The organism is Sphingomonas longa, assembly GCF_016892685.1.
GTDB lineage: Bacteria > Pseudomonadota > Alphaproteobacteria > Sphingomonadales > Sphingomonadaceae > Sphingomonas > Sphingomonas longa.
In genome coordinates this window covers 372871-397791 of the sequence record NZ_JAFEMC010000003.1, presented here as the reverse complement: position 1 = coordinate 397791, position 24921 = coordinate 372871, and the positions used below count along the sequence as shown (strand labels likewise).

The following is a 24921-nucleotide window of genomic DNA, read 5'->3' as shown; positions in this document are numbered from 1 at the left end:
GATTCGGGGCGTGTAACGAAAGCGAAATGGCTTTTGCGCGTCAGCCGAGCGCCACGCGGGTCGCCTCCGCACCGATCGCGTCGAACAATGCAGGCTCGGTGCCCGTCATCCAGGTCTGTCCACGGCCCGCCAGCCGGTCGAACAGCGCGGCGCGGCGGAGCGGATCGAGATGCGCAGCGACCTCGTCCAGCAGCAGCATCGGCGCGCGCCCGGTCCGTTCCGCCACCAGCTCGGCATGCGCCAATACGATGCCGAGTAACAACGCCTTCTGCTCGCCCGTCGATGCCAGCGCCGCCGCCTGCCCCTTGTCGAGGTGCGTCACGGCGAGGTCGGCGCGGTGTGGGCCGGAGAGAGTCCGCCCCGCCGCCGCATCGCGCCGCCGCCCGAGCGCCAGCGCGCGCTGAAACGCGTCCGGTTCCACCGCCTCCCCCTCCAGCGCCAGCCCGGCGCGCGCAAACGGTCCGAGGGGCGCGGTCGCCAGCCGCTCCGCCAGCAGCGTGACGGTCGCGACGCGGGCGGCGTCCAGCGCGGCGCCATGCTCGACCATCCGCGCCTCCAGCGCATCCAGCCAGCTCGGGTCGGCAGGACGCTCGTCGGCGAACAGCCGGTTGCGCTCGCGCATCGCGGCTTCGTAGCGGGTGGCATGGACGGCATGGCCGGGCGACAGAGCCAGCGTCAGTCGGTCGAGGAAACGGCGGCGCTCCCCCGCCGGCTCCACGAACAGCCGATCGGTGGCGGGGGTCAGCCACAGAACGGTCAGCCATTCCGGCAGCGTGGTCGCTGCGGCGGTCGCGCCCTGCACGCGCACGACGCGGCGCTCCGGTGCGGAGGCGAGCGTACCGGTCGCGATCTCGACATCGCCGGCCACCGTCGCGGCGACGCCGAACCCGCCCGCACCGTCCTGCCGCGCCATCGCCGACAGGCTCGCACGGCGCAGTCCGCGGCCGGGAGCGAGCAGCGACACCGCCTCCAGCACGTTGGTCTTGCCCGCACCGTTCTCCCCCGTCAGCACCACGAACCCCGCACCGGGCGACAGCGTCAACGCGGCGTGATTACGGAAATCGGTGAGGGTGAGGCGGGCGATCAAGATCGGGCGGGATGGACCGGGACGCCGAGAGACGTGGCGGCAGCCGCAAAGTCGATGTCGAACGTCGCCAGATCGCACCGGGCGTTCAGAACGGCAGCCATATGGAGCGCGTCCCCGGCCCTTAATCCTTTCGGTCCAGCATCCACAAGATCCGCAGCAGCGAGGAAATCCTTCGCCCCTAGCGGGATCAGAGCGAAATCAGCTCGCAAGTTCGTCCAGGCGTGCTCGACGATGTCCCTGAAAACACGGTCGATTGCTCCTCGGCGAAACTTCATCGCGATCGCACTGCTGAATTCCGTCAGGGTCCAGTCGCTGATGGCCAAAGCGCCGCGATCCTGCGCCAACAGCCAGGATCGCGCGATCGCAGAATGCGCTTCGCTGGTCAGCGCCGCGACAAGGAGCGACGTATCGCAATAAATCACTAGTAGCGGGCCTGCCGCCGCATCTCGGCCACGCTGTCGATGGGATCGACGGGCAAGTCCTTGATCGATTCGAAATACGCTGAAAGATCGAATCTTTTACCCGCGGCCCCCTGCTCCGATGCGGGGACGAGCCGGGCAACGACATGTCCGTCTCGCGCGATCTCGATGCTTTCGCCCGCCTCCGCTCGTCCGATCAGATCGCCGAATTGCTCCGCCGCGTCGCGGATTGTGTAAGCATCCATAGCCGTCGCCTCCGCGCGCAATCTATGCGCGGAGGCTCGACACCGCAATCATACCCGCATCGGCATCAGCACGTAGAGCGCCGGGCTCTTGTCGTTCTCGCGGATCAGCGTGGGGGCGGCGGCGTCCGCCAGATGCACTTCGACCAGATCGCCGTCGATCTGGCCGAGGATGTCCATCAGATAACGGCTGTTGAAGCCGATCTCGAACGGCGCGGCGATATAGTCGCCGGGGACTTCCTCCGCGGCGGTGCCGTTTTCGGGGCTGGTCACCGAGAGCGTGATCTTGTCGCGGTCGAGCGCCATCTTCACCGCGCGGGTTTTCTCCGTCGCGATCGTGGAGACGCGGTCGACGCCCTGCATGAAGCTCTTCGGATCGAGCTTCAGGATCTTGTCGTTGCCGGTCGGGATGACGCGCGAGTAATCGGGGAAGGTGCCGTCGATCAGTTTCGACGTCAGCAGCGCGCGGCCGAGATCGAAGCGGATCTTGGTGCCGGACAGCGACACGCCGACCGAGCCGTCGACCTCGTCGAGCAGCTTGCGCAGCTCGGCCACGCATTTGCGCGGCACGATCACGTCGGGCATGTTCTCCGCACCCTCGGGGCGCGGCAGCGTGACGCGCGCCAGCCGATGGCCGTCGGTCGCCGCCGCCTTCAGCACCGGCTCCGACCCGTCGCCGCCCGCGACGTGCAGGAAGATGCCGTTCAGGTAATAGCGCGTCTCCTCCGTGGAGATCGCGAAGCGGGTCTTGTCGATGATCTGCTTCAGCGTCTCGGCCGGCAGTTCGAACTGCGTCGGCAGCTCGCCCTCGGCGATCACCGGGAAATCGTCACGCGGCAGCGTGCCGAGCGAAAAGCGGGCGCGACCGGCGACGATCGTCATCCGCCCCTCGGCCGCGGACAGCGACACCTGACTGCCCTCGGGCAGCTTGCGCGCGATGTCGAACAGCGTGTGCGCGGACACGGTCGTCGCGCCCGGCTGGTCGACGGCGGCCTGCACCGACTCGTTGATCTGAAGATCGAGGTCGGTCGCCATCATCTTCAGCACGCCCTCCGCCGTCGCTTCGAGCAGGACGTTGGAGAGGATGGGTATGGTGTTGCGCCGCTCCACCACGGACTGGACATGGCTCAGCCCCTTCAGGAGCGTCGCGCGTTCGATCGTCGCCTTCATCATGATCCCCCGGGCCCGCTTCCGGCCGAAATGACGGTCAGTCCTAGCCGAAACATCGGCTTGGGCAAGGTGGGAGTCGCGATCGGGACGCTGGAAATATGCGGTTACCCGCGCCCCGACGCGCCGACCCGGCCACGAAGGTCCCGAAGATCGCGGGATCGCACGCAGCCGGGACGGCGGCACGGCTCATCGCCCGTCATACCGCATCCGTCCGGCTGTAGGACAGCGCCCAGCCGCCGAAAGCCGTTGCATTGCGCGCATCGCCGCCGGAAAGCAGGAGGATGCGGCAGGGTCGGGACTTCATCGCGCGCCACGGCGAGACCGTGTTCAACGCCGCCGCCCGGTTGCAGGGCGACGCGCCGCACACGCCGCTGACCCGCGCCGGCTTCGCGCAGGCGGATGCGATCGGGGCGGCGCTGCTGGCGCATCTGGGGCCGTCGCCGCGGCTGGAACTGTGGGCATCGCCGACCGGCCGTGCGCTCCAGACGCTGGCGATCGTCGCCGAGCATCTGGGGCTGGACTGGCACGCGGCGCGCACCGACGTCCGGCTGGTGGAGATCGGCACCGGATCATGGGGCGGGCGCAACTATGCGGATGTCGCGGCCGAGCACGGCGGATCGATCGTGCGCGCGGATGGGGCGCTCGCCGTCGCGCCGGAAGGGGAGACCTATCCGATGATCGCGGCGCGCGTCGGCGGCTGGCTGGCCGACAGCGACTCGCCCGGCGACCGGCTGGTCGTCATGCACGGCATCTCCAGCCGGGTGCTGCGCGGCGTCATGACGGGGCTGCCCGACGATGCGGAACTGGGCGCACCGATCGCGGCGGGGCTGCCGCAAGGGTCCGTCGTCATGATCGCTGGCGGTCGCGAGACCGTGATCCACCGCGGTAGCGGACGTGCACCGGCATGAAGGCGGTGGCGCTGCTGTTGCTGCTCGTGGCGGGACCCGCGGCGGCGCGCGAGACGATCGGTGTGTACAAAGGCTGGGCGGCATTCCGCGATCCGGACCGCTGCTACGCCATCGCGCAGCCCGTCGTCGCGGGCGGCGCAGCGCGCTGGCGACCGTTTGCCAGCGTTGGCAACTGGCCCGCCAAGCGGTTGCGCGCCTCGCTCCATGTCCGGTTGAGCCGCGAACGCAGCCGCGCCGCACCGGTGACGCTGACGATCGGCGAGCGCCGGTTCGAACTTGTCGGCAACGCGGTCGACGCCTGGGCCGCCGACGCCGCCAGCGACCGCGCGATCGTCGCGGCGCTTCGGTCGGGCCGCAGCATGAGCGTGGAGGCGGTCGGCGCGAGCGGCCGTCCGTTCGCCGACAGCTACGCGCTGAGCGGCGCCGCGACCGCGATCGACGCCGCCGTGCTGGCGTGCGCGGGGTAGCGCGGCTTCGCCGTAAACGCCCCCGTCCGAGCCGAGCCATCCACGACCGTCCGAGCTGGTGGAGGGCTGCCCTTAGACAGGCTCAGGGCGCACGATTGGCGATTTCCAGACGATGATGCACCAGTGGCGATGACCCCGATTTTCTGCTAAACGCGCCCGATGCTGACAGCTTCGTCGCCCCCCATGCCCATTCCCGGGCATATCGATCCCGTGCCCGTTCCGCGCAATCTGGCACCGCGTCCCGACGGTCGTGTCGACCTGATCGGCCTGTCCAAGGACCAGCTGCGCGAGACGCTGTCCGCCGCCGGCATGGAAGCGCGTCAGGCGAAGCTGCGCGCGAAGCAGATCTGGCACTGGCTGTACAATCGCGGCGCGACCGAGTTCGCGCAGATGACGGATATCGCCAAGGCGCAGCATCCGTGGTTGACCGAACGCTTCGTCGTCGGCCGGCCGGAGGTGGTCGAGGCGCAGGTGTCGACCGACGGTACGCGCAAATGGCTGCTGCGGTCGCCGGACGCACAGGATTACGAGATGGTGTTCATCCCCGACGCGGATCGGGGAACCTTGTGCGTTTCGAGCCAGGTCGGCTGCACGCTCAACTGCACCTTCTGCCACACCGGCACGATGCGGCTGGTCCGCAACCTGACCGCGGGCGAGATCGTCGGTCAGGTGATGCTGGCGCGCGATTCGCTAGGCGAATGGCCGTCGCAGCCGGAGGGGCGGATGCTCACCAACATCGTCATGATGGGCATGGGCGAGCCGCTGTACAATTTCGACAATGTCCGCGACGCGCTGAAGCTGGTGATGGACGGCGACGGACTGGCGCTGTCGAAGCGGCGGATCACGCTGTCGACGTCGGGCGTGGTGCCGATGATGGCGCGCGCGGGCGAGGAGATCGGCGTCAACCTCGCAGTGTCGCTGCACGCGGTGACCAAGGACGTGCGCGACGAGATCGTGCCCCTCAACCGCAAATACGGCATCGAGCAATTGTTGCAGGCGTGTGCCGACTATCCCGGCGCCAACAATGCACGCCGCATCACGTTCGAATACGTCATGCTGAAGGACAAGAACGACAGCGACGCGGACGCGCGCGAGCTGGTCCGGCTGCTGCGCCATTACGACCTGCCGGCGAAGGTCAACCTGATCCCGTTCAACCCGTGGCCGGGCGCGGAATATGAATGCTCCACGCCGGAGCGGATCCGCGCGTTCTCCGACATCGTGTTCGGCGGCGGTATCTCCGCCCCCGTCCGCACGCCGCGCGGGCGCGACATCGACGCCGCCTGCGGCCAGTTGAAGACCGCCGCCGAGAAGAAGAGCCGCGCACAGCTGGATCGCGAAGCGGCAGAGGCCGCTGCGGACGAGACGATCGAAGCCGCCGCGCTTGCTTGACGTCATGACGATCGCGCTCGCCGCCGGGGCGGGCGTGGTCGGCGGGGCGATGAACGCGCTGGCGGGGGGCGGCACCTTCGCGACGATGCCCGCGCTGCTGGCGATCGGCACGCCCGCCAACATCGCCAACGCCACGTCGAACCTAGCGCTGATGCCGGGTGCGGCGGCGAGCGCGTGGACGTTCCGCGATGAATTGCGGCCGGTCGGAGGCGTGTCGGTGCGGATGCTGGCGGGCATCACCTTCGCCGCCGGGCTGACGGGCAGCGCGTTGCTGGTGGCGACGCCCGCCGCCGCGTTCGACGTGATCGTGCCGTGGCTGCTGCTGATCGCATTCCTGGCGATCGCGTTCGGCGCGCGCCTGTCGGACTGGTTGCGCCAGCGCGTGACGATCGGGCGCACGACGCTGTTCGTCGCGCAGGCGTTGCTCGGCACCTATGGCGGGTATTTCGGCGGCGGCGTCGGGATCATGACGACCGCAACCTATGGATTATTGGCGGGCGAGACGCCGCGGACGATGTTCGCGCCGCGCACGCTGATGCTGACGACGGCGAACTTCGCCGCGGCGTTGGTGTTCATGCTGAGCGGGCTGATCCGCTGGGACGCCTGCGCGCCGATGATCGCGGGCGGCCTGGTCGGCGGCTGGCTGGGGGCGCATCTGGGCAAGCGGCTGCCAGACGGGGTCGTGCGGTGGTGGACGATTCTCGTCACCGCGGCGACGACGGCGGTGTTCTTCTGGCGCGCTTACGCGTGAGCCGCTTCACGACATAAGGGATGACGCGATGTTGAGCATGGTTCTGGCAATGGCGGTCACCGCAGCGGTTCCAACCGAGAGCACGCCAATGGTCCGCATTGCCGAACTGGAGATCGATCCGGCGCAGATTGACGCATATACGACGATTTTGGCGGAGGAGCAGGAGGCATCGGTGCGGCTGGAGCCGGGCGTGCTGATGCTGCATTCGGTCGCGCTTGCGGATCGGCCGACGCATGTACGCCTGCTGGAGGTCTATGCCAGCCGCGCCGCGTATGAGGCGCATCTGAAGGCGCCGCACTTCATCAAATACAAGACTTCGACCGAAAAGATGGTCCGGTCGCTGAAGCTGATCGAGACGAAGCCGATCCTCCTGTGCGCGAAGTCGGCGGGCCCGAACGGCGGTCCGGCGATCTGCTATTGACGCGAACCTCCACATCGGTTCGACTCCTCCGTCCCACTTCGGGACACAATCTTGGAAAATACTCAAGAAATCGGACGAACCCCTTCGTTAACATGGCGTTAACCCTTTTGAGGTTGCGCGCGGATGGCGCCCGACCCGCAAAGGGAATTCCCACCATGCGTATCACGTCGCACGCGATCCTGCTCGCCGCCGCCACCTCGATCCTCGCGCTCGCGAGTTCCGCATCGGCCACGCCGGTCATTACCAGCATCGGCGCGGACCTTGCCGCATCGCCCTATACCTTCACCTATCAGGGCAGCAGCTTCACCTTCGGGTATAATGGCCAGCTATTCTCCGGGCCGGTCACGATCAGCACCGCGAACGGCGGCGAGGTGAACACGATCTTCGGTCAACCGACGACCAACTTCGCCGACGGTCGCGGTGGGCCGGTGACGTTCGGGCCGACGCAGAATTACGGCGCGTTCGCCGACCAGACGGTCATCCGCTTCAGCAATGGCGGCAACTTCATCGGCCTGCGCGCGGTGACGGGGGCCGGCACCTTCTATGGCTTCGCCTATTCCACCGACAACATCCTCAACAGCATCGGGTTCGAGAATGTCGCGGATACGGCGATCACCGCGACGACCGCCGCGGGCGCGGTGCCGGAACCCGCAAGCTGGGCGCTGATGATCGCGGGGTTCGGGCTCGTCGGCGGAGCGATGCGCCGTCGCGCGGCGGTACGGACGACGGTCCGCTACGCCTGAACGAACGGGCGCACCGGCCGGATCATCCCGGCCGGCGCATCCGGAACAGCGTGTCCGGCGTCGTCTCGAAATAATCCTCCGGGCCGCCGCCGCGGCTGATCGGGCGGGCGCGCGCGGTCTGGTAGATGCCGTCGTCGAGCAGCGACGCGTCGATGTGGATGCCGACCGCTTCCCCGATCACCAGCCACTGGTCGAGCGAGCGACCGTCACGCGTCTCCAGCCGGACGATCTGTGTCACCACGCACTCGAACGCGACCGGGCTGGCCGCGACGCGGGGCGGTGCGACGATGCGGGACGGCGCGGCGTCGATGCCCGCCGCCGCGAATTCGTCGCCCTCGATCGCGGCGGACGTGGCGTTCATCGCCTCCGCCAGCGGACGCGTCGCGAGGTTCCAGACGAATTCGCCCGTCGCCTCCGCATTCGCCACCGAATCCTTCCACCCCATTGACGAAAAGCCGATCAGCGGCGGCTTGTAGTTCAGCACGTTGAAGAAGCTGTACGGCGCCAGGTTGCGCAAGCCCTCCGCCGACAGCGTGCTGATCCAGCCGATCGGCCGAGGCGCGACGATCGCGTTGAGGGGGTCGTGCGGCAGGCGGTGGCCGTTCGCGGGTTCGTAGAAATGCCATTCGGTCATGAGCTTCTGAATGCTATCAAGCGCGACATGGGTCCAGACGATCAGCACGAAGCCGCCCCGCCAAAGGTCGCCCCGCCCGGCACCGTGATCCGCCGCCACGGGATCGCGACGCGGATCTGGCACTGGGTGAATGCGGTCGCGATCTTCATCCTGATCGGTTCCGGCCTCGGCATCTCCAACGCGCATCCGCGGCTCTACTGGGGGCGATACGGCGCAAATTTCGATGCGGCATGGGCGCAGTTGCCGCGCTTCCCGGCGTGGATCACGATCCCGGCGAGCTACAACCTCGCCATTTCGCGGCGCTGGCACCTGTTCTTCGCGCTGGTGCTGGGGTTCGGACTGTTGGCGTATATGATCGCCAGCCTGCTCAGCCGGCATTTCCAACGCGACCTGAAACTGACGCGGCGCGACCTGAACCGGGGGCACATCTGGGCCGACGTCAAGGCGCACCTCGCCTTCCGCTTCCATGATCCGGAGCGTCCGCGCGAGTATAACGTGTTTCAGAAGCTGTCCTATATCGGCGTGATCTTCATCGCTTTGCCGCTCGTCATCCTGACCGGGATCGCGCTGTCGCCGGGCATGGATGCCGCTTGGCCGTGGGTGCTGGACCTGTTCGGCGGGCGGCAGTCGGCGCGCTCGCTGCACTTCATCGCGATGACGCTGATCGCGCTATTCGCGGTCGTGCATCTGGTGCTGGTCATCCTTGCTGGGCCGATCAACGAAGTCCGGTCGATGCTGACCGGCGGCTGGAGGGTCCCCGAATGATCGCGCGGCGTAAGCTCCTGACGGGCGGTCTCGCGGGTGGGGCCGGCCTGATCCTGTCCGGCTGCGACCGGGTCGTGCAGATTCCGGCGGCACGCAAGATCCTGTTCGCGGGTGAGGATATGCAACGCGGACTGCACCGCGCGCTGATGGCCCGGAACGCGCTCGCGCCCGAATTCACGGCGGCGCAGCGCTCCCCCTTCTTCCGACCCAACGGCACGCGCGATCCCGGCACCGATGCGTATCGCGCGCTGCAGGCGGGGCGCTTCGCCGACTGGCGCCTGCAGGTCGGCGGGCTGGTGACACGGCCGCTATCGCTGTCGCTGTCCGACCTCGGCGCGATGCCGCAACGCGCGCAGATCACGCGCCACGACTGCGTCGAGGGGTGGAGCGCGATCGCCAAGTGGCAGGGGCCGCAACTCGGCACGGTGCTGCGCGCGGCAGGTCTGCGGGACGCGGCGCGCTATATCGTCTTCACCTGCGCCGACCTCTACGGGGGCGAACCCTATTACGAGTCGATCGACCTGATCGATGCCTTCCACCCGCAGACCATCCTTGCCTGGGCGCTCAACGACCGGTTCCTGCCGGTGATGAACGGCGCGCCTGTCCGCCTGCGCGTGGAGCGGCAGCTCGGATATAAACATGCCAAATACCTGATGCAGGTGAGGGCGGTCGCGAGTCTGGACGGGATAGGCAAGGGGCAAGGCGGCTATTGGGAGGACAATGTAGACTATGATTGGTATGCAGGCATTTAGCGGATTAAAAGCGTCGCGATGCCTCTGATCGATCGTTTTCTCGGCCGCCTCGTTCAGCGTGGTCGCCTCCGTATCACCCATGCCGACGGCAAGGTCGCCGAGCTGGGCGCCGCCGATCCCGCCTTTCCCGATGTCGCGATCCGCTTCACCGACCCCGCGACTCCCGGCCGCATCGTCCGCCACCCCGCGCTCGGCGCGGCGGAGGCGTTCATGGCCGGCACGCTGGTCATCGATCAGGGCGACATCCGCGACCTCGTCAACCTGCTGAAGGGCAATACCCCCTGGGAGCGGGGCGGCGCGCTGAAGCCGTCGCTGCCGGTCAAGCTGGCAGGCGAAATGATCCACCGGCTGGACCGGGTGAACATGGCGCGCCGGTCGAAGCGCAACGTTGCGCATCATTACGACCTGTCGGACCGGCTCTACGACCTCTTCCTCGACGCCGATCGCCAGTATAGCTGCGCCTACTTCACCGATCCCGACAATACGCTGGAGCAGGCGCAGGCGGACAAAAAGGCGCATATCGCCGCCAAATTGCTGCTGAAGCCGGGCATGCGCGTGCTCGACATCGGCTGCGGCTGGGGCGGCATGGCGCTGTACCTGCACGAAAAGACCGGTGTGGAGGTGCTGGGCGTCACCCTGTCGGAGGAACAGCTAAAGGTCGCCCGCGCGCGCGCCGAGGCCGCCGGCGTCGCCGACAAGGTGAAATTCGAGCTGATCGATTACCGCGCCGTCACCGGCCAGTTCGACCGCATCGTGTCGGTGGGGATGTTCGAACATGTCGGCCCGCCGCACTACAAGGCGTTCTTCCGCAAGTGCCGCGACCTGCTGGCCGACGACGGCGTCATGCTGCTGCACACGATCGGGCGGATGGGCGTGCCGGGCGTCACCGACACCTTCACGACCAAGTACATCTTTCCCGGCGGGTACAATCCCGCGCTGTCGGAAATCGTGCGCGGATACGAGGGCACCAAGCTGTTTCCAACCGATATCGAGGTGCTGCGCGTCCATTACGCGCTGACGATCGACCACTGGTACGATCGCACCGTGGCCGCGAAGGACCAGATCGTCGCGCTGTACGACGAACGGTTCTACCGGATGTGGACCTTCTATCTCGCCGGCGCGGCGGCGGCGTTCCGCACCGGAGGCATGTGCAATTACCAGGTGCAGCTATCGAAGAGCCGCCTGACCGTGCCGCTGACGCGCGACTATATCGGCGAGGCGGAAGCGGGGTTTCGCGGGTAAACTCCCTCCCGTTCAGGGGAGGGAGCAAGCCGGCGGATCAGCGCCCCTTCTTCATCCCGGCCACCGCCGCGGCGCGTTCGTCGGTGCCGACCTGCCCGTCGCCGTTCGCGTCGTACTTGGCGAAGGTCTTCGCCAGCAGCGCCTGCGCCTCGGCTTTCGTCACCTTGCCGTTCTTGTTCGCATCGGCATTGTCGAACCACAGGTCGGTCACGCGCTTGGCGTGGGTCGCGTCGAGTTGCCGCTTGCCGACCGCCATCTTGGCGATCCGCGCCTGCACTTCGTCACGGGTCAGCACGCCGTCCCGATCGGTGTCGGACGCCGTGAACTCCTTGTCGAACTTAGCCGCAGCGGAGGCCCGTGTTTCCTGCGCGACGGCTGGGACGGCGATCAGGGCGAGGAGGGGCAGGAGGACAAGGCGCATCGGGGCTTCCAGGGACAATTGAACTTGTCCGCGCGCATAGCCGTCCGCGGCTGCACCGCCAATGAACCACCGGTTGCACGCGACCGTTGCAGCGAATAGGGGCGCGCCATGACCGACAGCCGCACCCGCTCCGCTTCTGGCATCAACAAGGTGGTTCTCGCCTATTCGGGCGGGCTCGACACCAGCGTGATCCTGAAATGGCTTCAGCAGGAATATGGCTGCGAGGTCGTGACCTTCACCGCCGATCTGGGTCAGGGCGAAGAGCTGGAACCGGCCCGCGCCAAGGCGGAGCTGATGGGCGTGAAGCCCGAGCATATCTTCATCGACGACCTGCGCGAAGAGTTCGTGCGTGACTACGTCTTCCCGATGATGCGCGCGAATGCGCTGTACGAGGGGCTGTACCTGCTCGGCACGTCGATCGCCCGGCCGCTGATCGCCAAGCGTCAGGTCGAGATCGCGAAGCAGGTCGGCGCGGACGCGGTGGCGCATGGCGCGACCGGCAAGGGCAACGATCAGGTCCGCTTCGAACTCGGCTATTACGCGCTCGCACCCGACATCAAGGTCATCGCGCCATGGCGCGAATGGGACCTGACCAGCCGTACGCGCCTGATCGAATTCGCCGAGTCCCACCAGATCCCGGTATCGAAGGACAAGCGCGGCGAGGCGCCCTTTTCCACCGACGCGAACCTGCTGCACACCTCGTCCGAGGGGAAGGTGCTGGAGGACCCGTGGGACGAGGTGCCGGAATATGTCTTCTCGCGCACCGTCAGCCCGGAGAATGCGCCCGAGATGGCGGAGACGATCACGATCGATTTTGAACGCGGCGATCCGGTCGCGATCAACGGCGAGGGGCTGTCGCCCGCGTCGCTGCTCGCGAAGCTGAACGATTACGGGCGCACGCATGGCATCGGCCGGCTCGATCTGGTCGAGAATCGGTTCGTCGGCATGAAGTCGCGCGGCATGTACGAGACGCCGGGCGGCACGATCCTGCATCAGGCACACCGCGCGATCGAGCAATTGACGCTGGACCGCGGTGCCGCGCACCTGAAGGACGAACTCGGGCCGCGCTATGCCGAACTGGTCTATAACGGCTTCTGGTTCTCGCCGGAGCGCGAGATGTTGCAGGCGGCGGTCGACCATAGCCAGACCAAGGTGTCGGGTACCGTACGGCTGAAGCTGTACAAGGGCGGCGTCTACGTGACGGGCCGCAAGTCGCCCAACTCGCTGTATTCGAAAAAGGTCGTGACGTTCGAGGACGATCAGGGCGCCTACGACCAGCGCGACGCCGCTGGCTTCATCAAGCTCAACGCCCTGCGCCTGCGTCTGCTAGGCCGCCGCGACGGGTGACCCATAATCCCTCTCCCATTGGGAGAGGGAGGGAGGCGCGAAGCGCCGGAAGGGTGAGGGTCTTTTGCGCGCAGAAACGCGAAGAGCGCAGAGAGCGTGCGCCCCCCTCGCCTGCCTCCTGCGTCATTGCGACCGCAGGGAAGCAATGCAGGGCGTTCGCCGCGGTCCCGACCCGCATCCCGCGGTCGAGCGCTAGGACTTATCGCATCTCGCTGGTGTTTGACGATCACCGCAGGTGCGGCTTCACCCGGATATGCCCAATGCCTGTCTCCTTAGGCAACGGCAGCGACCTGCCCCAGCACCCCATGTGCTCCAGCGAAGGCGGGAGCCCAGTCAATGGGTCCCCGCCTTCGCGGGGACATGACCGGGGACATGACTCAAGAGGATGTCCATTCGGCCTTTAGAAAGCGTACGTTCGAAGGGTACCCACCCCAGCCTCCTGCTGGAACCGTTGCGAAGTAGCTCCGCCGCCTCTCACCGAACCGCCACCCCGGCACAGGCCGGGGTCCAGTTGGGCCCCGTTCTCCGCCGAATACCACCGACATCCCGACGGGACCCTGGCCTTCGCCGGGGTGGCAGAAGAGGTTTTGCAGCCGCCCCGTTCCGACCGACCCGCGCCCCGCCGCTAAGCGATTGCGCACATCCGGCGCGCATCCTAAGGCTCAAGCCATGCAGGGGGACAAGCTGCACTGGTGGCAGACACGGTGGTTCGTTGTGGTCGCGGCGTTGGCGGCGGCTATTCCGTTGTTGCGGCCGGAGATCCCGCCGCTCGTCGATCTGCTCGGCCATATGGGTCGGTACCGCGTCCAGCTCGCGATCGGTGACAACCCGTGGCTGTACCAGTGGTTCGACTTCCGCTGGCAGTTGATCGGTAATCTCGGCATCGACCTGCTCATCATCCCGCTCGCGCCGATCTTCGGGCTGGAGCTGGCGGTGAAGCTGATCGTCATGGCGATCCCGGTTCTGACGGTCGCCGGCCTGCTATGGATCGCACGCGAGGTGCATGGCCGCATCCCCGCGACCGCATTGTTCGCTCTACCGCTGGCGTACAGCTATCCGTTCCAGTTCGGTTTCGTGAACTTCGCGCTGTCGATCGCGCTGTCGTTCGTCCTGTTCGCCCTGTGGCTGCGGCTCGGGCGGCTGGGCAAGTTCCGGTTCCGCGCGATCCTGTTCGTGCCGCTCTCGTGCCTGTTGTGGCTGTGCCACACGTTCGGCTGGGGCGTGCTGGGCGTACTTGCCTTCTCCGCGGAGATGATCCGCCAGCACGACCTGCGCAAGGGCGGTCGGGATGGTCGCGACGGGGGCGGCCATTGGCTGGAGGCGTGGGTGCGCGCCGGGCTCAGCTGCCTGCCGCTCGCGCTGCCGATGGTGCTGATGATCGTGTGGCGATCGGGCGAGCACGTCACCGGCCAGACCGCCGACTGGTTCAACTGGCAGGCGAAGATCAACTGGGTGCTGATGATCCTGCGCGATCGCTGGCAGTTCTGGGATATCGCCTCTGCGTTCGTGCTGTTTGCGATCCTCATCAAGGGATTCCGTGACGCGCGGATCGAATACTCACGCAATCTGGGCCTGTCGGCGCTGTTCCTGCTGGCGGTGTACATCGCACTGCCGCGGATCGTGTTCGGCTCCGCCTATGCCGATATGCGGCTCGCACCGTTCGCGCTGGCCATCGCCGTCATTGCGCTGCGCCCGAAGCGCGGCCTGTCGCTGCGCGGCGCGACGACGCTGGCAGCGATCGGGCTGGCGTTCTTCGGCGCGCGGCTGGTGGGCACGACGATCAGCTACTGGCACTATGCCGAACAGTTCGACCGTACGCTGACCGCGCTCGACAAGGTGCCGATGCGCGCGCGGCTGGTGACGATGATCGGCCGGCGCTGCTACGACGACTGGGCCTATTCCCGGCTGGAGCATGTGCCCGGCATCGCGATGGTCCGCCGCATGGCATATATGAACGACCAATGGTCGATGGCCGGTGCGCAGTTGCTGACCGCGCGCTACCGCGCCGCCGGCCGCTTCGCCCACGATCCGTCGCAGATCGTCACCGACCGGCGTTGCCGCGGCGAATGGTGGCGGCCGATCGCATGGTCGCTGCCGCTGATCCCGCGCGATGCGTTCGATTATGTCTGGATCGTCAACGCGCCGAAATTCGATCCGGCGCTGGTCGCGGGCTTCACGCCGATCTGGCACGACGGCGACGACACGCTGTACCGGATCGACGACCGCACGCAGCCGCCACTGCCCGCCGACCTGCCGATGCGGCGGCCGGTTCAGCCCTTTTTGAAGGGCGCCAGCTCGGCCAGATAGTCGGCCTCCGCTTCCACCCCGGCGCGCTCCCGCTCCAGGAAGTCGGCGATGGCGCGGCGGAAATTCGGATCGGGAATATAGTGCGCGGACCAGGTCGGCACGGGTACGTACCCACGCGCGAGCTTGTGCTCGCCCTGCGCCCCCGCCTCCACGCGGGCGAGACCGCGGGTGATGGCGGCGTCGATCGCCTGATAGTAACAGAGTTCGAAGTGGAGGAACGGCACCTCCTCGCGCGCGCCCCAATACCGACCGTACAGGGCATCGCCGCCGATCAGGTTGAGCGCACCGGCGATCGGCACCCCGTCCCGCTCCGCGAGGATCAGCAGCACGCGCTCGCCCAGCGTCTCGCCGAGCAGCGGGAAGAACGACCGCGTCAGATACGGCCGCCCCCATTTGCGGTTGCCGGTATCCTGATAGAAGGTCCAGAACGCGTCCCAGTGATGCGCCTCGATCTTGCGTCCGATCAGGTGCCGGATCGTCAGCCCCTCGACCGCCGCCGCCCGCTCCTTGCGGATCGCCTTGCGCTTGCGGCTCGCCAGCGCCGTGAGGAAGTCGTCGAAGGTCGTATAGCCGTCGTTCGCCCAGTGAAACTGCACCCCCTGACGGATCAGCCAGCCCGCCGCCTCGAACAGCGGCACCTGCGCCTCCGTCACGAAGGTCGCGTGGGCGGAGGACAGGCCATGCTGGTCCACCACCGCCTCCAGCCCGCCGATCAGTGCGGGCGCGTAGCTGTCGTCACGCAGCAGCAGGCGGGGACCGGGTACCGGGCTGAACGGGGATGCGACCTGAAGCTTCGGGTAGTAAGCACCGCCCGCGCGCTCCCACGCATCCGCCCAGCCGTGATCGAAGACATATTCGCCCTGGCTGTGGCTCTTGGCATACGCGGGCGCGATTGCGGCGGGGCGGCCGTCGGCATCATCGACGACGATCGGGATCGGCTGCCACCCGGAGCGGCCACCGACGCTGCCCGACTCCTCCAGCGCGCTTAGAAACGCGTGGCTGACGAACGGATTGCCGCTGCCGGCACAGGCGTCCCACTCGGCGGCGGCGATCGATCGAACCCCATCGGCGAGGCGTGCGGTGATTCCGGTCATCGCTTCCGCAGATAGGGCGCGGGGGGCGGCAAAGGAACCTCTGTCCTACAGGCGGGCGCATGAGGTAGGAGACACCTCACGCTCTTTCCACCGCCAGCGTTCATTCGCCGGCCGCACGGTCGCGAAACGCCGCATTGGACTAACCTTAGCCTAACCTTCCAATTTTCGCCGTTGCGGGAAGAAGGTCAAAACAGCCGCCCACCGTCAGGTACCGCCCGCTCCGGCTCGATCAGCACGACCTCGCCCGCTTCGTCCGGGAAGCCCAGGGTCAGCACCTCCGACATCATCGGTCCGATCTGGCGCGGCGGGAAATTCACAACCGCCGCCACCTGCCGCCCGACCAGAGACTCGGGCGTATAATGCGCGGTGATCTGCGCCGACGACCGCTTGCGCCCGATCTCCGCACCGAAGTCGATCACCAGCTTGATCGCCGGCTTGCGCGCCTCCGGGAATGGCTCGGCGGCGACGATCGTGCCGACGCGGATGTCGACCTTCAGGAAGTCGTCATGGTCGATCATCAGAAATCCAGATTGTCGTAATGCGGCGGCGGCGCGACCATCTCCATGCGTTCGGCCAGCAAGGGACGGAAGCTGGGCCGGCTCTTCAACCCGCGATACCAACGCGCGGTCTGCTCATGCCCCTTCCAGTCGATCCCGCCCAGATAGTCGGCGATCGAGATCTGCGCCGCCGCCGCGAGATCGGCGAGGCTCATCGTCGCGCCGCCCAGCCATTGCCGGTGGTCGAGCAGGTAGTCGGTATAATCGAGATGGCCGACCGCCGCCTTCATCGCCTCGCGCAGGCCCTTGGCGTCGGGTGCGGTCCGCTGCGCGATGCGCTTGACCATGCGTTCGTGCAGCAGCCGCTCGGTCACGTCGCGGTAGAAATGCGTGTCGAACCACGTCACCAGCCGGCGGATTTCCGCGCGGTTGGTCGCGGTGCCGTTGATCGTCGCGGACTTGTCCACCGTCTCCTCGAAATATTCGGCGATGGCCATCGAGTCCATCAGCACGATCCCGCGTTGCGCATCGACCATCACCGGCGTCTGCCCGGTCGGGTTCATGTCGAGGAACTCGTCCCGCCGCTCCCACGGTGATTCGCGGACGAGTTCGTACCCGACGCCCTTTTCCCCCAGCTGAAGCCGGATTTTGCGCGAAAAGGGACAGAGGGGAAATTGATAGAGTTGCCACATGCCGCCCCTCTACGCCCCCGGTCGGCATTGTTCCACCGGCTGAAGGCGCGTAGAATCGACGAACAGCGCGGAAGGCGGACGGCATGGGCATCATCATCGAACATGACGAGCACGAGCGTATGATCCGCCTGCTCGCCGCGCACCGGGGTATCAGCGAGGCCGATGCCGTGGGCGTCGCCGTCCGCAACGAACTGGCGCGGGAGGGGGTGGCGCTGGCATCGCTGCCGTTCACCGAACGTGCCCGCGTCGTGCAGGCGATGTTGCGGGATGCGCCCGTCCTCGACCCCCGCAGCGCGGACGAGATCATCGGTTATGACGAGAATGGCCTACCGGCGTGATCGCCGTCGACACCTCGGCCATCATCGCGATCGCGCTAGCCGAGCCTGAAGCAGAGCGTTTCGACCACGTCCTTTCGACCGAATCTTCCATCATCATCGGTATTCCAACCTTGCTGGAAGCAAGAATGGTGCTCGCCGGCCGTTTCGGTCCGACCACCGCCGAAAAGGCGATGGCTATGCTGGCCGACGGTTGGCAGGTGATCCCCTTCACCACCGACCACCTCACCGCCGCGACCCACGCGTTCGACCGTTTCGGCAAGGGGCGTCACCCCGCGCGGCTGAATTACGGCGACTGCATGGCCTATGCGGTCGCGGAAGTCGCCCGGTGTCCCTTGCTCTACAAGGGCGACGACTTCGCGCGGACCGACATCGTGGCCGCGGCGTAACTACTCCGCCGCGACGGCTTCCGGCGTGTCGTCGAGCGGATGCGACAGGCGGGTGAGCATCTCCTTGGGCACGACCTGCCAGAAATCGCCAGCGACCCGATCCCAATCCTCCAGCAGGCCCTTCGACCAGCGGCTGTCGGTCGCGGCGACGTGCGCGGCGATCAGGTCGCGCAGGACACCCTCCCAATGGGCCGACGAAAGCCGGCGCCAGACGATGCTCTCGCCGTTCGCCCGGCGGTCGAACTTCGCGTCGGGATCGTAGACGAAGGCCATGCCGCCGGTCATGCCGGCGCCGAAGTTCGCCCCGACCGCGCCCAGCACGACGGCGATGCCGCCGGTCATATATTCGCAGCCGTTCGCACCGCAGCCCTCGACCACGACCTGTGCGCCGGAGTTGCGCACGGCGAAGCGCTCGCCCGCCTGCCCCGCCGCGAACAGCCGGCCGCTGGTCGCGCCGTACAACACGGTGTTGCCGATGATCGTATTGTCCTGGCTGGCGAGCGGTGAGGATACCGCCGGTCGCACGACGATGATGCCGCCCGACAGGCCCTTGCCGACATAATCGTTGGCGTCGCCGAACACCTCCAGCGTGATGCCCTTGCACAGGAAAGCGCCGAGCGACTGACCCGCCGATCCGCGCAGGCGGATGGTGACGTGCCCGTCCGCCAGTTTCGACATGCCGAAGGTGCGCGTGATCTCGCTCGACAGCCGCGTGCCGACCGCACGGTGCGTGTTACGCACCGAATAGGTCAGCTGCATCTTCTCGCCACGAGAAAACACCGCCGCCGCGTCCTTGATGATCTGCGCATCGAGGCTGTCGGGCACTGCGTTCCGGAACGTCGAGAGCGAGAAGCGGCGCTCTGCATCGGTCGCATCGACCTTGGCGAGGATCGGGTTGAGGTCGAGATCGTCAAGATGTTCGGCGCCGCGGCTGACCTGACGGAGGAACTCAGTGCGGCCGATTACCTCGTCCAGTGAGGTGACGCCGAGCCGGGCGAGGATGTCGCGAACCTCCTCGGCGATGAAGGTCATCAGGTTGATGACCTTTTCCGGCGTGCCGGTGAACTTGGCGCGCAGGCGCTCGTCCTGCACGCAGACGCCGACCGGGCAGGTGTTCGAATGACACTGCCGCACCATGATGCAGCCCATGGCAACGAGCGACAGGGTGCCGATACCGAACTCCTCCGCCCCGAGGATCGCGGCAATGACGATGTCGCGCCCCGTCTTCAGCCCGCCGTCCGCGCGCAGGCGGATGCGACCGCGCAGGCCGTTGAGCGTCAGCGTCTGGTTGACCTCCGACAGGCCCATTTCCCACGGCGTGCCGGCGTATTTGATGCTCGTCTGCGGCGATGCACCCGTGCCGCCGACATGGCCGGAGACGAGGATGACGTCCGCGTGAGCCTTGGCGACGCCCGCCGCGACTGTGCCGATGCCCGCCGACGACACCAGCTTCACGCAGACGCGGGCGCGCGGGTTGATCTGCTTGCAGTCGTAGATGAGCTGCGCGAGATCCTCGATCGAATAGATGTCGTGGTGCGGCGGTGGGCTGATGAGCGTCACGCCCGGAGTCGCGTGGCGCAACTTCGCGATGAACTCGGTTACCTTGAAGCCGGGCAGCTGGCCGCCCTCGCCGGGCTTGGCGCCCTGCGCGACCTTGATCTCGATCTCCTCGCACGCGCCGAGATATTCGGCGGTGACGCCGAATCGGCCGCTGGCGATCTGCTTCACGCCCGAATTGGCGTTGTCGCCGTTCGCATAGGGCTTGAAGCGGACGACATCCTCGCCGCCTTCGCCCGACACCGCCTTCGCGCCGATGCGGTTCATCGCGATCGCCAGCGTCTCATGCGCCTCCGGCGACAGCGCGCCGAGCGACATGCCCGGCGTCACGAACCGCTTGCGGATCTCGGTGATCGCCTCGACCTGGTCGATCGGCACGCCTTCCGACGGAAAATTGAACTGCAACAGGTCGCGCAGATACACCGGCGGCAGATCGGCGACACCGCGCGAGAATTGCAGGTAGCTGGAATAGCTGTCGGTCGCGACCGCGGTCTGGAGCAGGTGCATCAGCTGCGCGGAATAGGCGTGCGTTTCTCCATCCGCGCGCTGGCGATAGAAGCCGCCGATCGGCAGCGTGACGATATCATCATCGAATGCGGTGTCGTGGCGCAGCTTGGCGTTGAGGTGAAGCGAGGCATAGCCCTCCCCCGAGATCTTCGCGGGCATGCCCGGAAACAGGTCGTTGACCAGCGCGCGGCTGAGCCCGACCGCCTCGAAATTATAGCCGCCGCGATAGGACGAGATGACGGCGATGCCCATCTTGGAGATGATCTTGAGCAAACCCTCCTCGACGGCGACACGATGCCGGTCGAGGCAGTGCTCGATCGACAGGTCGCCGAACAGGCCCCGCGCATGGCGATCGGCGATCGATGCCTCCGCCAGATAGGCGTTCACCGTCGTCGCGCCGACGCCGATCAACACCGCGTAATAATGCGTGTCGAGGCATTCGGCGGTACGGACGTTGATCGACGCGTAGCTGCGCAGGCCACGACGGACGAGATGCGTGTGGACGGCAGCGGCGGCGAGCACCCCGGCGATGGCAACGCGGTCCTCCGACACGTTCTCGTCGGTCAGGAACAGTTCGCTCTTGCCCTCCCGCACCGCCTGTTCGGCCTGATTGCGGATGCGCTGGATTGCGGCGCGCAGCCGCTCCGGGCCGCCGTCCGCCTCGAACGTGCAGTCGATCTCCGCCACGGAGCGACCGAAATGCGTCTTCAGCCGCTCCCACATCGCGCCGGTCAGCACCGGAGAGTCGAGCACCAGCACGTGTTCGCGCTGATCGCGTACGTCGAGGATGTTCGCGAGATTGCCGAACCGCGTCTTGAGCGACATCACGTGACGTTCGCGCAGACTGTCGATCGGCGGGTTGGTCACCTGCGAAAAGTTCTGGCGGAAGAACTGGCTGATGAGGCGTGGCTTGTCGCTGATGACGGCGAGCGGCGTATCATCGCCCATCGACCCGATCGCTTCCTTGCCGCCCTCCACCATCGGCGACAGGATCAGTTCCATATCCTCCAGCGTCTGGCCGGCCGCGACCTGACGGCGGGTCAGCTCGGCGCGCGGATAGCGGACGACGGGGTCGCCGGGCGCGGGGGGAAGATCGTTCAGCGTCAGGAACTCGCCCGTCATCGCGGCATAGTCCTGCTCGCCCGCGATCCGGTCCTTGACCGCGCGGTCCTCGAGCACGATCCCTTCCTGAAGATCGACGGCGATCATCTGCCCCGGCCCGAGCCGGCCCTTGGCGATGATCGTCGATTCGGGGACGACGACCATGCCGCTCTCCGATCCAACGATCAGCAGGCCGTCCGAGGTGCGGGTATAACGCAAGGGGCGCAACGCGTTGCGGTCCATGCCCGCGACCGCCCAGCGGCCGTCGGTCATCGCCAGCGCGGCGGGACCGTCCCACGGCTCCATCACCGAGGCGAGATAGCGGTACATCGCCGCGTGGCTGTCCGGTGTATCGCCACGCTCGTCCAGCGCCTCGGGCACCAGCATCAGCTTGGCGGTCGGCGCGTCGCGGCCGGAGCGGCAGATCGCCTCGAACACGGCGTCCAGCGCGGCGGTATCGGACGCGCCGGCGGGGATGACCGGCTTGATGTCCTCCGAATTGTCGCCGAACGCGATCGAGGCCATCCGGATCTCGTGGCTGAGCATCCAGTTCTTGTTGCCGCGGATCGTGTTGACCTCACCGTTGTGGGCGAGACAGCGGAACGGCTGTGCCAGCCACCATTGCGGGAAGGTGTTGGTCGAATAGCGCTGGTGGAAGATCGCGACGCGGCTCTCGAAGCGTCGATCGGTCAGGTCGGGGTAGAAGACCGACAGGCTCTCCGCCAGAAACAGCCCCTTGTAGACGATCGAGCGCGCCGACAGCGAACAGATGTAGAAGCCCTGGATCTGCGCCGCGATCACACGCTTTTCGATGCGGCGGCGGACCAGATACAGGTTCTTCTCGAACTCCGCCTCGTCCATGTCGCCGGGCAGCGGCCCGGCGATCATGATCTGCTCGATCTCCGGCCGGGTCGCCTGCGCCTTCATGCCGATGACGGACACGTCGACGGGCACCTGACGCCAGCCATAGATGGTGTAGCCCGCCTCGATGATCGCGCTTTCGACGATCGTCCTGCACGTCTCCTGCGCGCCCAGATCGGTGCGCGGGAGGAAGACCATGCCGACCGCGAGCCGGTTCGGCATCACCTTGTGCCCCGACGCCGCGATGCAGTCGTCGAAGAAGCGATGCGGCAGGTCGAGATGGATGCCCGCGCCGTCGCCGGTCTTGCCGTCCGCATCGACCGCACCGCGGTGCCAGACTGCCTTCAGCGCATCGATCGCCGACTGCACCACGCGCCGCGACGGCTGTCCGTCGGTGGCGGCGACGAGGCCAACGCCACAGGCATCGCCCTCGAATTCGGGGCGGTACATGCCGTGTTCGGCGAGATAGGCGTGCTGGTGGGTCGTCATATCAGGGTCTCCGAGCGAAGCACGGTGATGGTCCGTTGGGTCGCTGCGATCAGGTCGGGAAGATCGCGCCAAGCCCGGTTAGCCCGCTGCGCACGGGCAGGACCGTCCGTAGGGTAATCATGAACGAGCATGTTGCGGGTCGCGCCAATCTCGATCCAGCGATCCGCACTGCCGATTGCGCCGAGCGCCTCCATGCGGCGGAACTGGTTCTGCGCGGACAATCCGGCAATCGTCTCGCCGGACAGGAACAGAAATCCCCGAAACAGCTTGCGACTGGTAAGGTCGTACAGCTGTTCGAACATTCGCAGCAAGGCGTGCAAACGCTTCCACGGATCGTCTGACCAACGCGACAGGTCAGCAGGATCGACCGGGAGCAGGACCGACATCCTGCCAGACAAGCGCTCCAGATGCGCGGCTAACTCCTCAGCCGCGCGGGCAGCTTCGGCGGTTGCTTCGCGAACCTCCTGAAGGTTCACAAAATGACGCCTTCACGGACGGCAGCCCGATCAATCCATCGTTGCTGACCCCGCGCCGCAACGACGACATCGATCTGCTCCTCGTCCAGCGCCTTCCAGACGGCGGCGCGAAACTCGATTTCATGATCAACATCGGCGGTTTCAGGCGCTGCCTCGATATGGAGGTCGATATCACCGCCTAAACGTGTGTCGTCCACCCGGCTACCGAACAGGCGCACGACGACGTCATTGCCGAACGCCGCGACGGCCGCCGCCTTGATCGCGTTCACCTGTTCGGCCGCGAGCCTCATGCCGCGACCTTCTCCGCCGCCGCCTTTGCCTTCAGCCATTTGTGCATGGACGACGCCACGTCGCGACCGTCACGGATCGCCCAGACGACCAGCGATGCGCCGCGGACGATGTCGCCGGCGGCGAACACACCCTCCAGCGAGGTCATCAGCGTCTTGCCGTCGGCCAGCACCGTGCCCCAGCGGCTGACGCCGAGTTCGGGCGCCCCCCACAGGGTCGGCAGATCCTCCGCGTCGAAGCCGAGCGCCTTGATGACGAGGTCAGCCTGCAACGCCAGTTCGCCGCCCGGATCGACCTCCGGCGCGCGGCGGCCGCTGGCATCGGGGGCACCGAGGCGCATGCGGCTGGCGCGGACGGTGCCGACGCTGTCGACACCGTCGAACGCGAGCGGGGCGGAGAGCCAGACGAACTCCGCGCCTTCCTCTTCCGCGTTAGCGACTTCACGCTGCGATCCGGGCATGTTGGCGCGGTCGCGGCGGTAGAGGCACTTCACCGATTTCGCGCCCTGACGGATCGCGGTGCGGACGCAGTCCATCGCGGTGTCGCCGCCGCCGATCACGACCACGTCCTTACCAGCGGCATCCAGCGCGCCGCCGTCGAACTCGGGCACCGCGTCGCCGAAGCCCTTGCGGTTGGAGGCGGTCAGATAATCAAGCGCAGCGACCACGCCGTTCGTGTCCGCGCCGGGCACCTCGACCTGCCGCGCCTTGTACACGCCGGTCGCGATCAGCACCGCACCATGGCGGCGGCGCAGATCGTCCAGTGTCGCGTCCTGTCCAACCGCGAAGCCATAATGGAAGACGATGCCCGCCTGCTCCAGTCGCTCGACGCGGCGCATGACGACCGGCTTTTCCAGCTTGAAGCCCGGGATGCCGTACGTCAGCAGGCCACCGGCACGGTCGTGACGGTCATAGACATGCACCTCGTAGCCGCGGGCACGCAGCAGCTCAGCCGTCGTCAGCCCGGCCGGTCCCGCGCCGATCACGCCGACCGACTGGCCGCGGGCGGGCGCGACCTGCACCGGCTCCACCCAGCCCTCCGCCCAGGCGGTGTCTGTGATGAACTTTTCGACCGAGCCGATCGTCACCGCGCCGTGGCCGGAGAACTCGATCACGCAATTGCCCTCGCACAGCCGGTCCTGCGGGCAGATGCGGCCGCAGATTTCCGGCATCGTCGAGGTGCTGTTCGACAGCTCGTACGCTTCGCGCAGCCGCCCCTCGGCGGTCAGGCGCAGCCAATCCGGGATGTGGTTATGAAGCGGACAATGTACCGAGCAATAGGGCACGCCGCATTGCGAGCAGCGACCGGCCTGATCCTCGGCGGTCGGCACGGCGTAGCGGTTCGCGATCTCCCGAAAGTCCTGCGCGCGCTCGTCGGCGGTCCGCTTATCCGGATACGCCTGATCGCGATCGACGAACTTGAGCATCTGCTCCTGAGCCATGCGGCGCACCTTCGTAAAATGACGAGGATGCGCATATCGCAGAGGCGAAAACCTTACTAGTCAGCTATACTGACCTAATATGGAGTTCTTAGAGGCTAATAATGATGTCACTCCGCCGGAAGCGGCGGA

The 24921-nt window shown here is 66.9% G+C and carries 25 protein-coding genes and 1 pseudogene; 13 read left to right on the top strand and 13 right to left on the bottom strand.

Translation table 11 applies throughout. The annotated features are described in order from the left end of the window. Positions 1-40 precede the first annotated feature (40 nt). Genes recF through dnaN form a run of 4 tightly spaced genes read right to left on the bottom strand, consistent with a single transcriptional unit; the run spans position 41 to position 2918 of the window. Positions 41-1087: a DNA replication/repair protein RecF gene (gene recF / locus ILT43_RS11890; RefSeq protein WP_204199174.1), complete on the bottom strand. Its 1047-nt coding sequence runs from the start codon at positions 1085-1087 to the stop codon at positions 41-43. Then, the gene (locus tag ILT43_RS11885; RefSeq protein WP_204199173.1) at positions 1084-1509 is read right to left on the bottom strand and encodes a PIN domain-containing protein; all 426 of its coding nucleotides are present in this window, start codon (positions 1507-1509) and stop codon (positions 1084-1086) included. The genes recF and ILT43_RS11885 overlap by 4 nt, the downstream gene beginning before the upstream one ends. After that, positions 1509-1751 (bottom strand): type II toxin-antitoxin system Phd/YefM family antitoxin, encoded by a 243-nt coding sequence (locus ILT43_RS11880; protein WP_204199172.1) that lies wholly within the window; start codon positions 1749-1751, stop codon positions 1509-1511. The genes ILT43_RS11885 and ILT43_RS11880 overlap by 1 nt, the downstream gene beginning before the upstream one ends. Before the next feature lie 48 nt (positions 1752-1799). After that, the gene (dnaN, locus tag ILT43_RS11875; protein WP_204199462.1) at positions 1800-2918 is read right to left on the bottom strand and encodes a DNA polymerase III subunit beta; all 1119 of its coding nucleotides are present in this window, start codon (positions 2916-2918) and stop codon (positions 1800-1802) included. A 281-nt stretch (positions 2919-3199) separates the two neighbouring features. Here dnaN and ILT43_RS11870 point away from each other — a divergent pair, with 281 nt between their 5' ends. From ILT43_RS11870 to ILT43_RS19890, 6 genes and pseudogenes are all read left to right on the top strand, one after another. After that, positions 3200-3826 (top strand): histidine phosphatase family protein, encoded by a 627-nt coding sequence (locus ILT43_RS11870; RefSeq protein WP_204199171.1) that lies wholly within the window; start codon positions 3200-3202, stop codon positions 3824-3826. Continuing rightward, positions 3823-4293, top strand: a complete 471-nt coding sequence (locus ILT43_RS11865) for a hypothetical protein (protein WP_204199170.1) — start codon at positions 3823-3825, stop codon at positions 4291-4293. Before ILT43_RS11870 ends, ILT43_RS11865 begins: the two co-directional genes overlap by 4 nt. A gap of 183 nt (positions 4294-4476) precedes the next feature. After that, positions 4477-5682 carry a dual-specificity RNA methyltransferase RlmN gene (gene rlmN, locus ILT43_RS11860; RefSeq protein WP_211534509.1) on the top strand — a complete coding sequence of 402 codons (1206 nt, stop codon included), beginning with the start codon at positions 4477-4479 and terminating at the stop codon, positions 5680-5682. Positions 5683-5686: 4 nt separating this feature from the next. Then, on the top strand, positions 5687-6433 hold the full coding sequence (locus ILT43_RS11855; protein WP_204199168.1) for a sulfite exporter TauE/SafE family protein: 747 nt from the start codon (positions 5687-5689) through the stop codon (positions 6431-6433). A gap of 28 nt (positions 6434-6461) precedes the next feature. Then, positions 6462-6854 (top strand): putative quinol monooxygenase, encoded by a 393-nt coding sequence (locus ILT43_RS11850; protein WP_204199167.1) that lies wholly within the window; start codon positions 6462-6464, stop codon positions 6852-6854. A gap of 626 nt (positions 6855-7480) precedes the next feature. Further along, positions 7481-7597: pseudogene (locus tag ILT43_RS19890) on the top strand (PEPxxWA-CTERM sorting domain-containing protein); the annotation flags it as partial. A 22-nt stretch (positions 7598-7619) separates the two neighbouring features. Here the strand turns inward: ILT43_RS19890 and ILT43_RS11840 are convergent. Next, positions 7620-8231 carry a flavin reductase family protein gene (locus tag ILT43_RS11840; protein WP_204199165.1) on the bottom strand — a complete coding sequence of 204 codons (612 nt, stop codon included), beginning with the start codon at positions 8229-8231 and terminating at the stop codon, positions 7620-7622. A 27-nt stretch (positions 8232-8258) separates the two neighbouring features. Here ILT43_RS11840 and ILT43_RS11835 point away from each other — a divergent pair, with 27 nt between their 5' ends. From ILT43_RS11835 to ILT43_RS11825, 3 genes are read left to right on the top strand one after another with little or no spacing between them, the layout of a single operon-like run. Then, the gene (locus ILT43_RS11835) at positions 8259-8996 is read left to right on the top strand and encodes a cytochrome b/b6 domain-containing protein (RefSeq protein WP_204199164.1); all 738 of its coding nucleotides are present in this window, start codon (positions 8259-8261) and stop codon (positions 8994-8996) included. Next, positions 8993-9748: a molybdopterin-dependent oxidoreductase gene (locus ILT43_RS11830; RefSeq protein ID WP_204199163.1), complete on the top strand. Its 756-nt coding sequence runs from the start codon at positions 8993-8995 to the stop codon at positions 9746-9748. The genes ILT43_RS11835 and ILT43_RS11830 overlap by 4 nt, the downstream gene beginning before the upstream one ends. 18 nt (positions 9749-9766) lie before the next feature. After that, positions 9767-10990, top strand: coding sequence for an SAM-dependent methyltransferase (locus ILT43_RS11825; RefSeq protein WP_204199162.1), 1224 nt, complete (start codon positions 9767-9769; stop codon positions 10988-10990). Between the two features lie 37 nt (positions 10991-11027). On the opposite strand, the gene ILT43_RS11820 is transcribed toward ILT43_RS11825, so the two are convergent. Next, positions 11028-11411 carry an EF-hand domain-containing protein gene (locus tag ILT43_RS11820; RefSeq protein ID WP_204199161.1) on the bottom strand — a complete coding sequence of 128 codons (384 nt, stop codon included), beginning with the start codon at positions 11409-11411 and terminating at the stop codon, positions 11028-11030. 108 nt (positions 11412-11519) lie between these two features. Between ILT43_RS11820 and ILT43_RS11815 the strand changes: the two genes are divergently transcribed. Together ILT43_RS11815 and ILT43_RS11810 are read left to right on the top strand one after the other, a co-directional pair. Then, positions 11520-12758, top strand: coding sequence for an argininosuccinate synthase (locus tag ILT43_RS11815; protein ID WP_211534471.1), 1239 nt, complete (start codon positions 11520-11522; stop codon positions 12756-12758). A 669-nt stretch (positions 12759-13427) separates the two neighbouring features. Then, entirely contained in the window at positions 13428-15065 is a 1638-nt protein-coding gene (locus ILT43_RS11810) for a hypothetical protein (RefSeq protein WP_204199160.1), read from the top strand. Here ILT43_RS11810 and ILT43_RS11805 read toward each other — a convergent pair. The 3 genes from ILT43_RS11805 to ILT43_RS11795 all read right to left on the bottom strand — a co-directional run bounded on the left by ILT43_RS11805 (position 15029) and on the right by ILT43_RS11795 (position 17348). Then, on the bottom strand, positions 15029-16159 hold the full coding sequence (locus ILT43_RS11805; RefSeq protein WP_204199159.1) for a GNAT family N-acetyltransferase: 1131 nt from the start codon (positions 16157-16159) through the stop codon (positions 15029-15031). The genes ILT43_RS11810 and ILT43_RS11805 overlap by 37 nt on opposite strands. Before the next feature lie 185 nt (positions 16160-16344). Beyond that, the gene (locus ILT43_RS11800; RefSeq protein ID WP_204199158.1) at positions 16345-16677 is read right to left on the bottom strand and encodes a tRNA-binding protein; all 333 of its coding nucleotides are present in this window, start codon (positions 16675-16677) and stop codon (positions 16345-16347) included. Continuing rightward, positions 16677-17348: a glutathione S-transferase family protein gene (locus ILT43_RS11795; RefSeq protein ID WP_204199157.1), complete on the bottom strand. Its 672-nt coding sequence runs from the start codon at positions 17346-17348 to the stop codon at positions 16677-16679. The genes ILT43_RS11800 and ILT43_RS11795 overlap by 1 nt, the downstream gene beginning before the upstream one ends. Before the next feature lie 83 nt (positions 17349-17431). On the opposite strand from ILT43_RS11795, the gene ILT43_RS11790 reads away from it, so the two are divergent. Next, the gene (locus tag ILT43_RS11790) at positions 17432-17686 is read left to right on the top strand and encodes a type II toxin-antitoxin system VapB family antitoxin (RefSeq protein ID WP_204199156.1); all 255 of its coding nucleotides are present in this window, start codon (positions 17432-17434) and stop codon (positions 17684-17686) included. Beyond that, positions 17683-18072: a PIN domain-containing protein gene (locus ILT43_RS11785; RefSeq protein WP_204199155.1), complete on the top strand. Its 390-nt coding sequence runs from the start codon at positions 17683-17685 to the stop codon at positions 18070-18072. The genes ILT43_RS11790 and ILT43_RS11785 overlap by 4 nt, the downstream gene beginning before the upstream one ends. On the opposite strand, the gene gltB is transcribed toward ILT43_RS11785, so the two are convergent. Genes gltB through ILT43_RS11765 form a run of 4 tightly spaced genes read right to left on the bottom strand, consistent with a single transcriptional unit; the run spans position 18073 to position 24792 of the window. Further along, entirely contained in the window at positions 18073-22587 is a 4515-nt protein-coding gene (gene gltB / locus ILT43_RS11780; RefSeq protein ID WP_204199154.1) for a glutamate synthase large subunit, read from the bottom strand. Further along, a complete protein-coding gene (locus tag ILT43_RS11775) occupies positions 22584-23063 on the bottom strand; it encodes a hypothetical protein (RefSeq protein WP_204199153.1) in 480 nt (159 codons plus the stop codon). The genes gltB and ILT43_RS11775 overlap by 4 nt, the downstream gene beginning before the upstream one ends. Beyond that, positions 23060-23353, bottom strand: a complete 294-nt coding sequence (locus ILT43_RS11770; RefSeq protein WP_204199152.1) for a hypothetical protein — start codon at positions 23351-23353, stop codon at positions 23060-23062. The genes ILT43_RS11775 and ILT43_RS11770 overlap by 4 nt, the downstream gene beginning before the upstream one ends. Then, positions 23350-24792, bottom strand: a complete 1443-nt coding sequence (locus ILT43_RS11765) for an NAD(P)-dependent oxidoreductase (protein ID WP_204199151.1) — start codon at positions 24790-24792, stop codon at positions 23350-23352. The genes ILT43_RS11770 and ILT43_RS11765 overlap by 4 nt, the downstream gene beginning before the upstream one ends. Positions 24793-24921 lie beyond the last annotated feature (129 nt).

What these genes read in the sequence shown, in the direction of transcription:
- ILT43_RS11880 (WP_204199172.1), bottom strand. Translation starts at nt 1,751, where the DNA reads ATGGATGCTTACACAATCCGCGACGCGGCGGAGCAATTCGGCGATCTG.
- dnaN (WP_204199462.1), bottom strand. Translation starts at nt 2,918, where the DNA reads ATGAAGGCGACGATCGAACGCGCGACGCTCCTGAAGGGGCTGAGCCAT.
- ILT43_RS11870 (WP_204199171.1), top strand. Translation starts at nt 3,200, where the DNA reads ATGCGGCAGGGTCGGGACTTCATCGCGCGCCACGGCGAGACCGTGTTC.
- ILT43_RS11865 (WP_204199170.1), top strand. Translation starts at nt 3,823, where the DNA reads ATGAAGGCGGTGGCGCTGCTGTTGCTGCTCGTGGCGGGACCCGCGGCG.
- rlmN (WP_211534509.1), top strand. Translation starts at nt 4,477, where the DNA reads ATGCCCATTCCCGGGCATATCGATCCCGTGCCCGTTCCGCGCAATCTG.
- ILT43_RS11855 (WP_204199168.1), top strand. Translation starts at nt 5,687, where the DNA reads ATGACGATCGCGCTCGCCGCCGGGGCGGGCGTGGTCGGCGGGGCGATG.
- ILT43_RS11850 (WP_204199167.1), top strand. Translation starts at nt 6,462, where the DNA reads ATGTTGAGCATGGTTCTGGCAATGGCGGTCACCGCAGCGGTTCCAACC.
- ILT43_RS11840 (WP_204199165.1), bottom strand. Translation starts at nt 8,231, where the DNA reads ATGACCGAATGGCATTTCTACGAACCCGCGAACGGCCACCGCCTGCCG.
- ILT43_RS11835 (WP_204199164.1), top strand. Translation starts at nt 8,259, where the DNA reads ATGGGTCCAGACGATCAGCACGAAGCCGCCCCGCCAAAGGTCGCCCCG.
- ILT43_RS11830 (WP_204199163.1), top strand. Translation starts at nt 8,993, where the DNA reads ATGATCGCGCGGCGTAAGCTCCTGACGGGCGGTCTCGCGGGTGGGGCC.
- ILT43_RS11825 (WP_204199162.1), top strand. Translation starts at nt 9,767, where the DNA reads ATGCCTCTGATCGATCGTTTTCTCGGCCGCCTCGTTCAGCGTGGTCGC.
- ILT43_RS11820 (WP_204199161.1), bottom strand. Translation starts at nt 11,411, where the DNA reads ATGCGCCTTGTCCTCCTGCCCCTCCTCGCCCTGATCGCCGTCCCAGCC.
- ILT43_RS11815 (WP_211534471.1), top strand. Translation starts at nt 11,520, where the DNA reads ATGACCGACAGCCGCACCCGCTCCGCTTCTGGCATCAACAAGGTGGTT.
- ILT43_RS11810 (WP_204199160.1), top strand. Translation starts at nt 13,428, where the DNA reads ATGCAGGGGGACAAGCTGCACTGGTGGCAGACACGGTGGTTCGTTGTG.
- ILT43_RS11805 (WP_204199159.1), bottom strand. Translation starts at nt 16,159, where the DNA reads ATGACCGGAATCACCGCACGCCTCGCCGATGGGGTTCGATCGATCGCC.
- ILT43_RS11800 (WP_204199158.1), bottom strand. Translation starts at nt 16,677, where the DNA reads ATGATCGACCATGACGACTTCCTGAAGGTCGACATCCGCGTCGGCACG.
- ILT43_RS11795 (WP_204199157.1), bottom strand. Translation starts at nt 17,348, where the DNA reads ATGTGGCAACTCTATCAATTTCCCCTCTGTCCCTTTTCGCGCAAAATC.
- ILT43_RS11790 (WP_204199156.1), top strand. Translation starts at nt 17,432, where the DNA reads ATGGGCATCATCATCGAACATGACGAGCACGAGCGTATGATCCGCCTG.
- gltB (WP_204199154.1), bottom strand. Translation starts at nt 22,587, where the DNA reads ATGACGACCCACCAGCACGCCTATCTCGCCGAACACGGCATGTACCGC.
- ILT43_RS11770 (WP_204199152.1), bottom strand. Translation starts at nt 23,353, where the DNA reads ATGAGGCTCGCGGCCGAACAGGTGAACGCGATCAAGGCGGCGGCCGTC.
- ILT43_RS11765 (WP_204199151.1), bottom strand. Translation starts at nt 24,792, where the DNA reads ATGGCTCAGGAGCAGATGCTCAAGTTCGTCGATCGCGATCAGGCGTAT.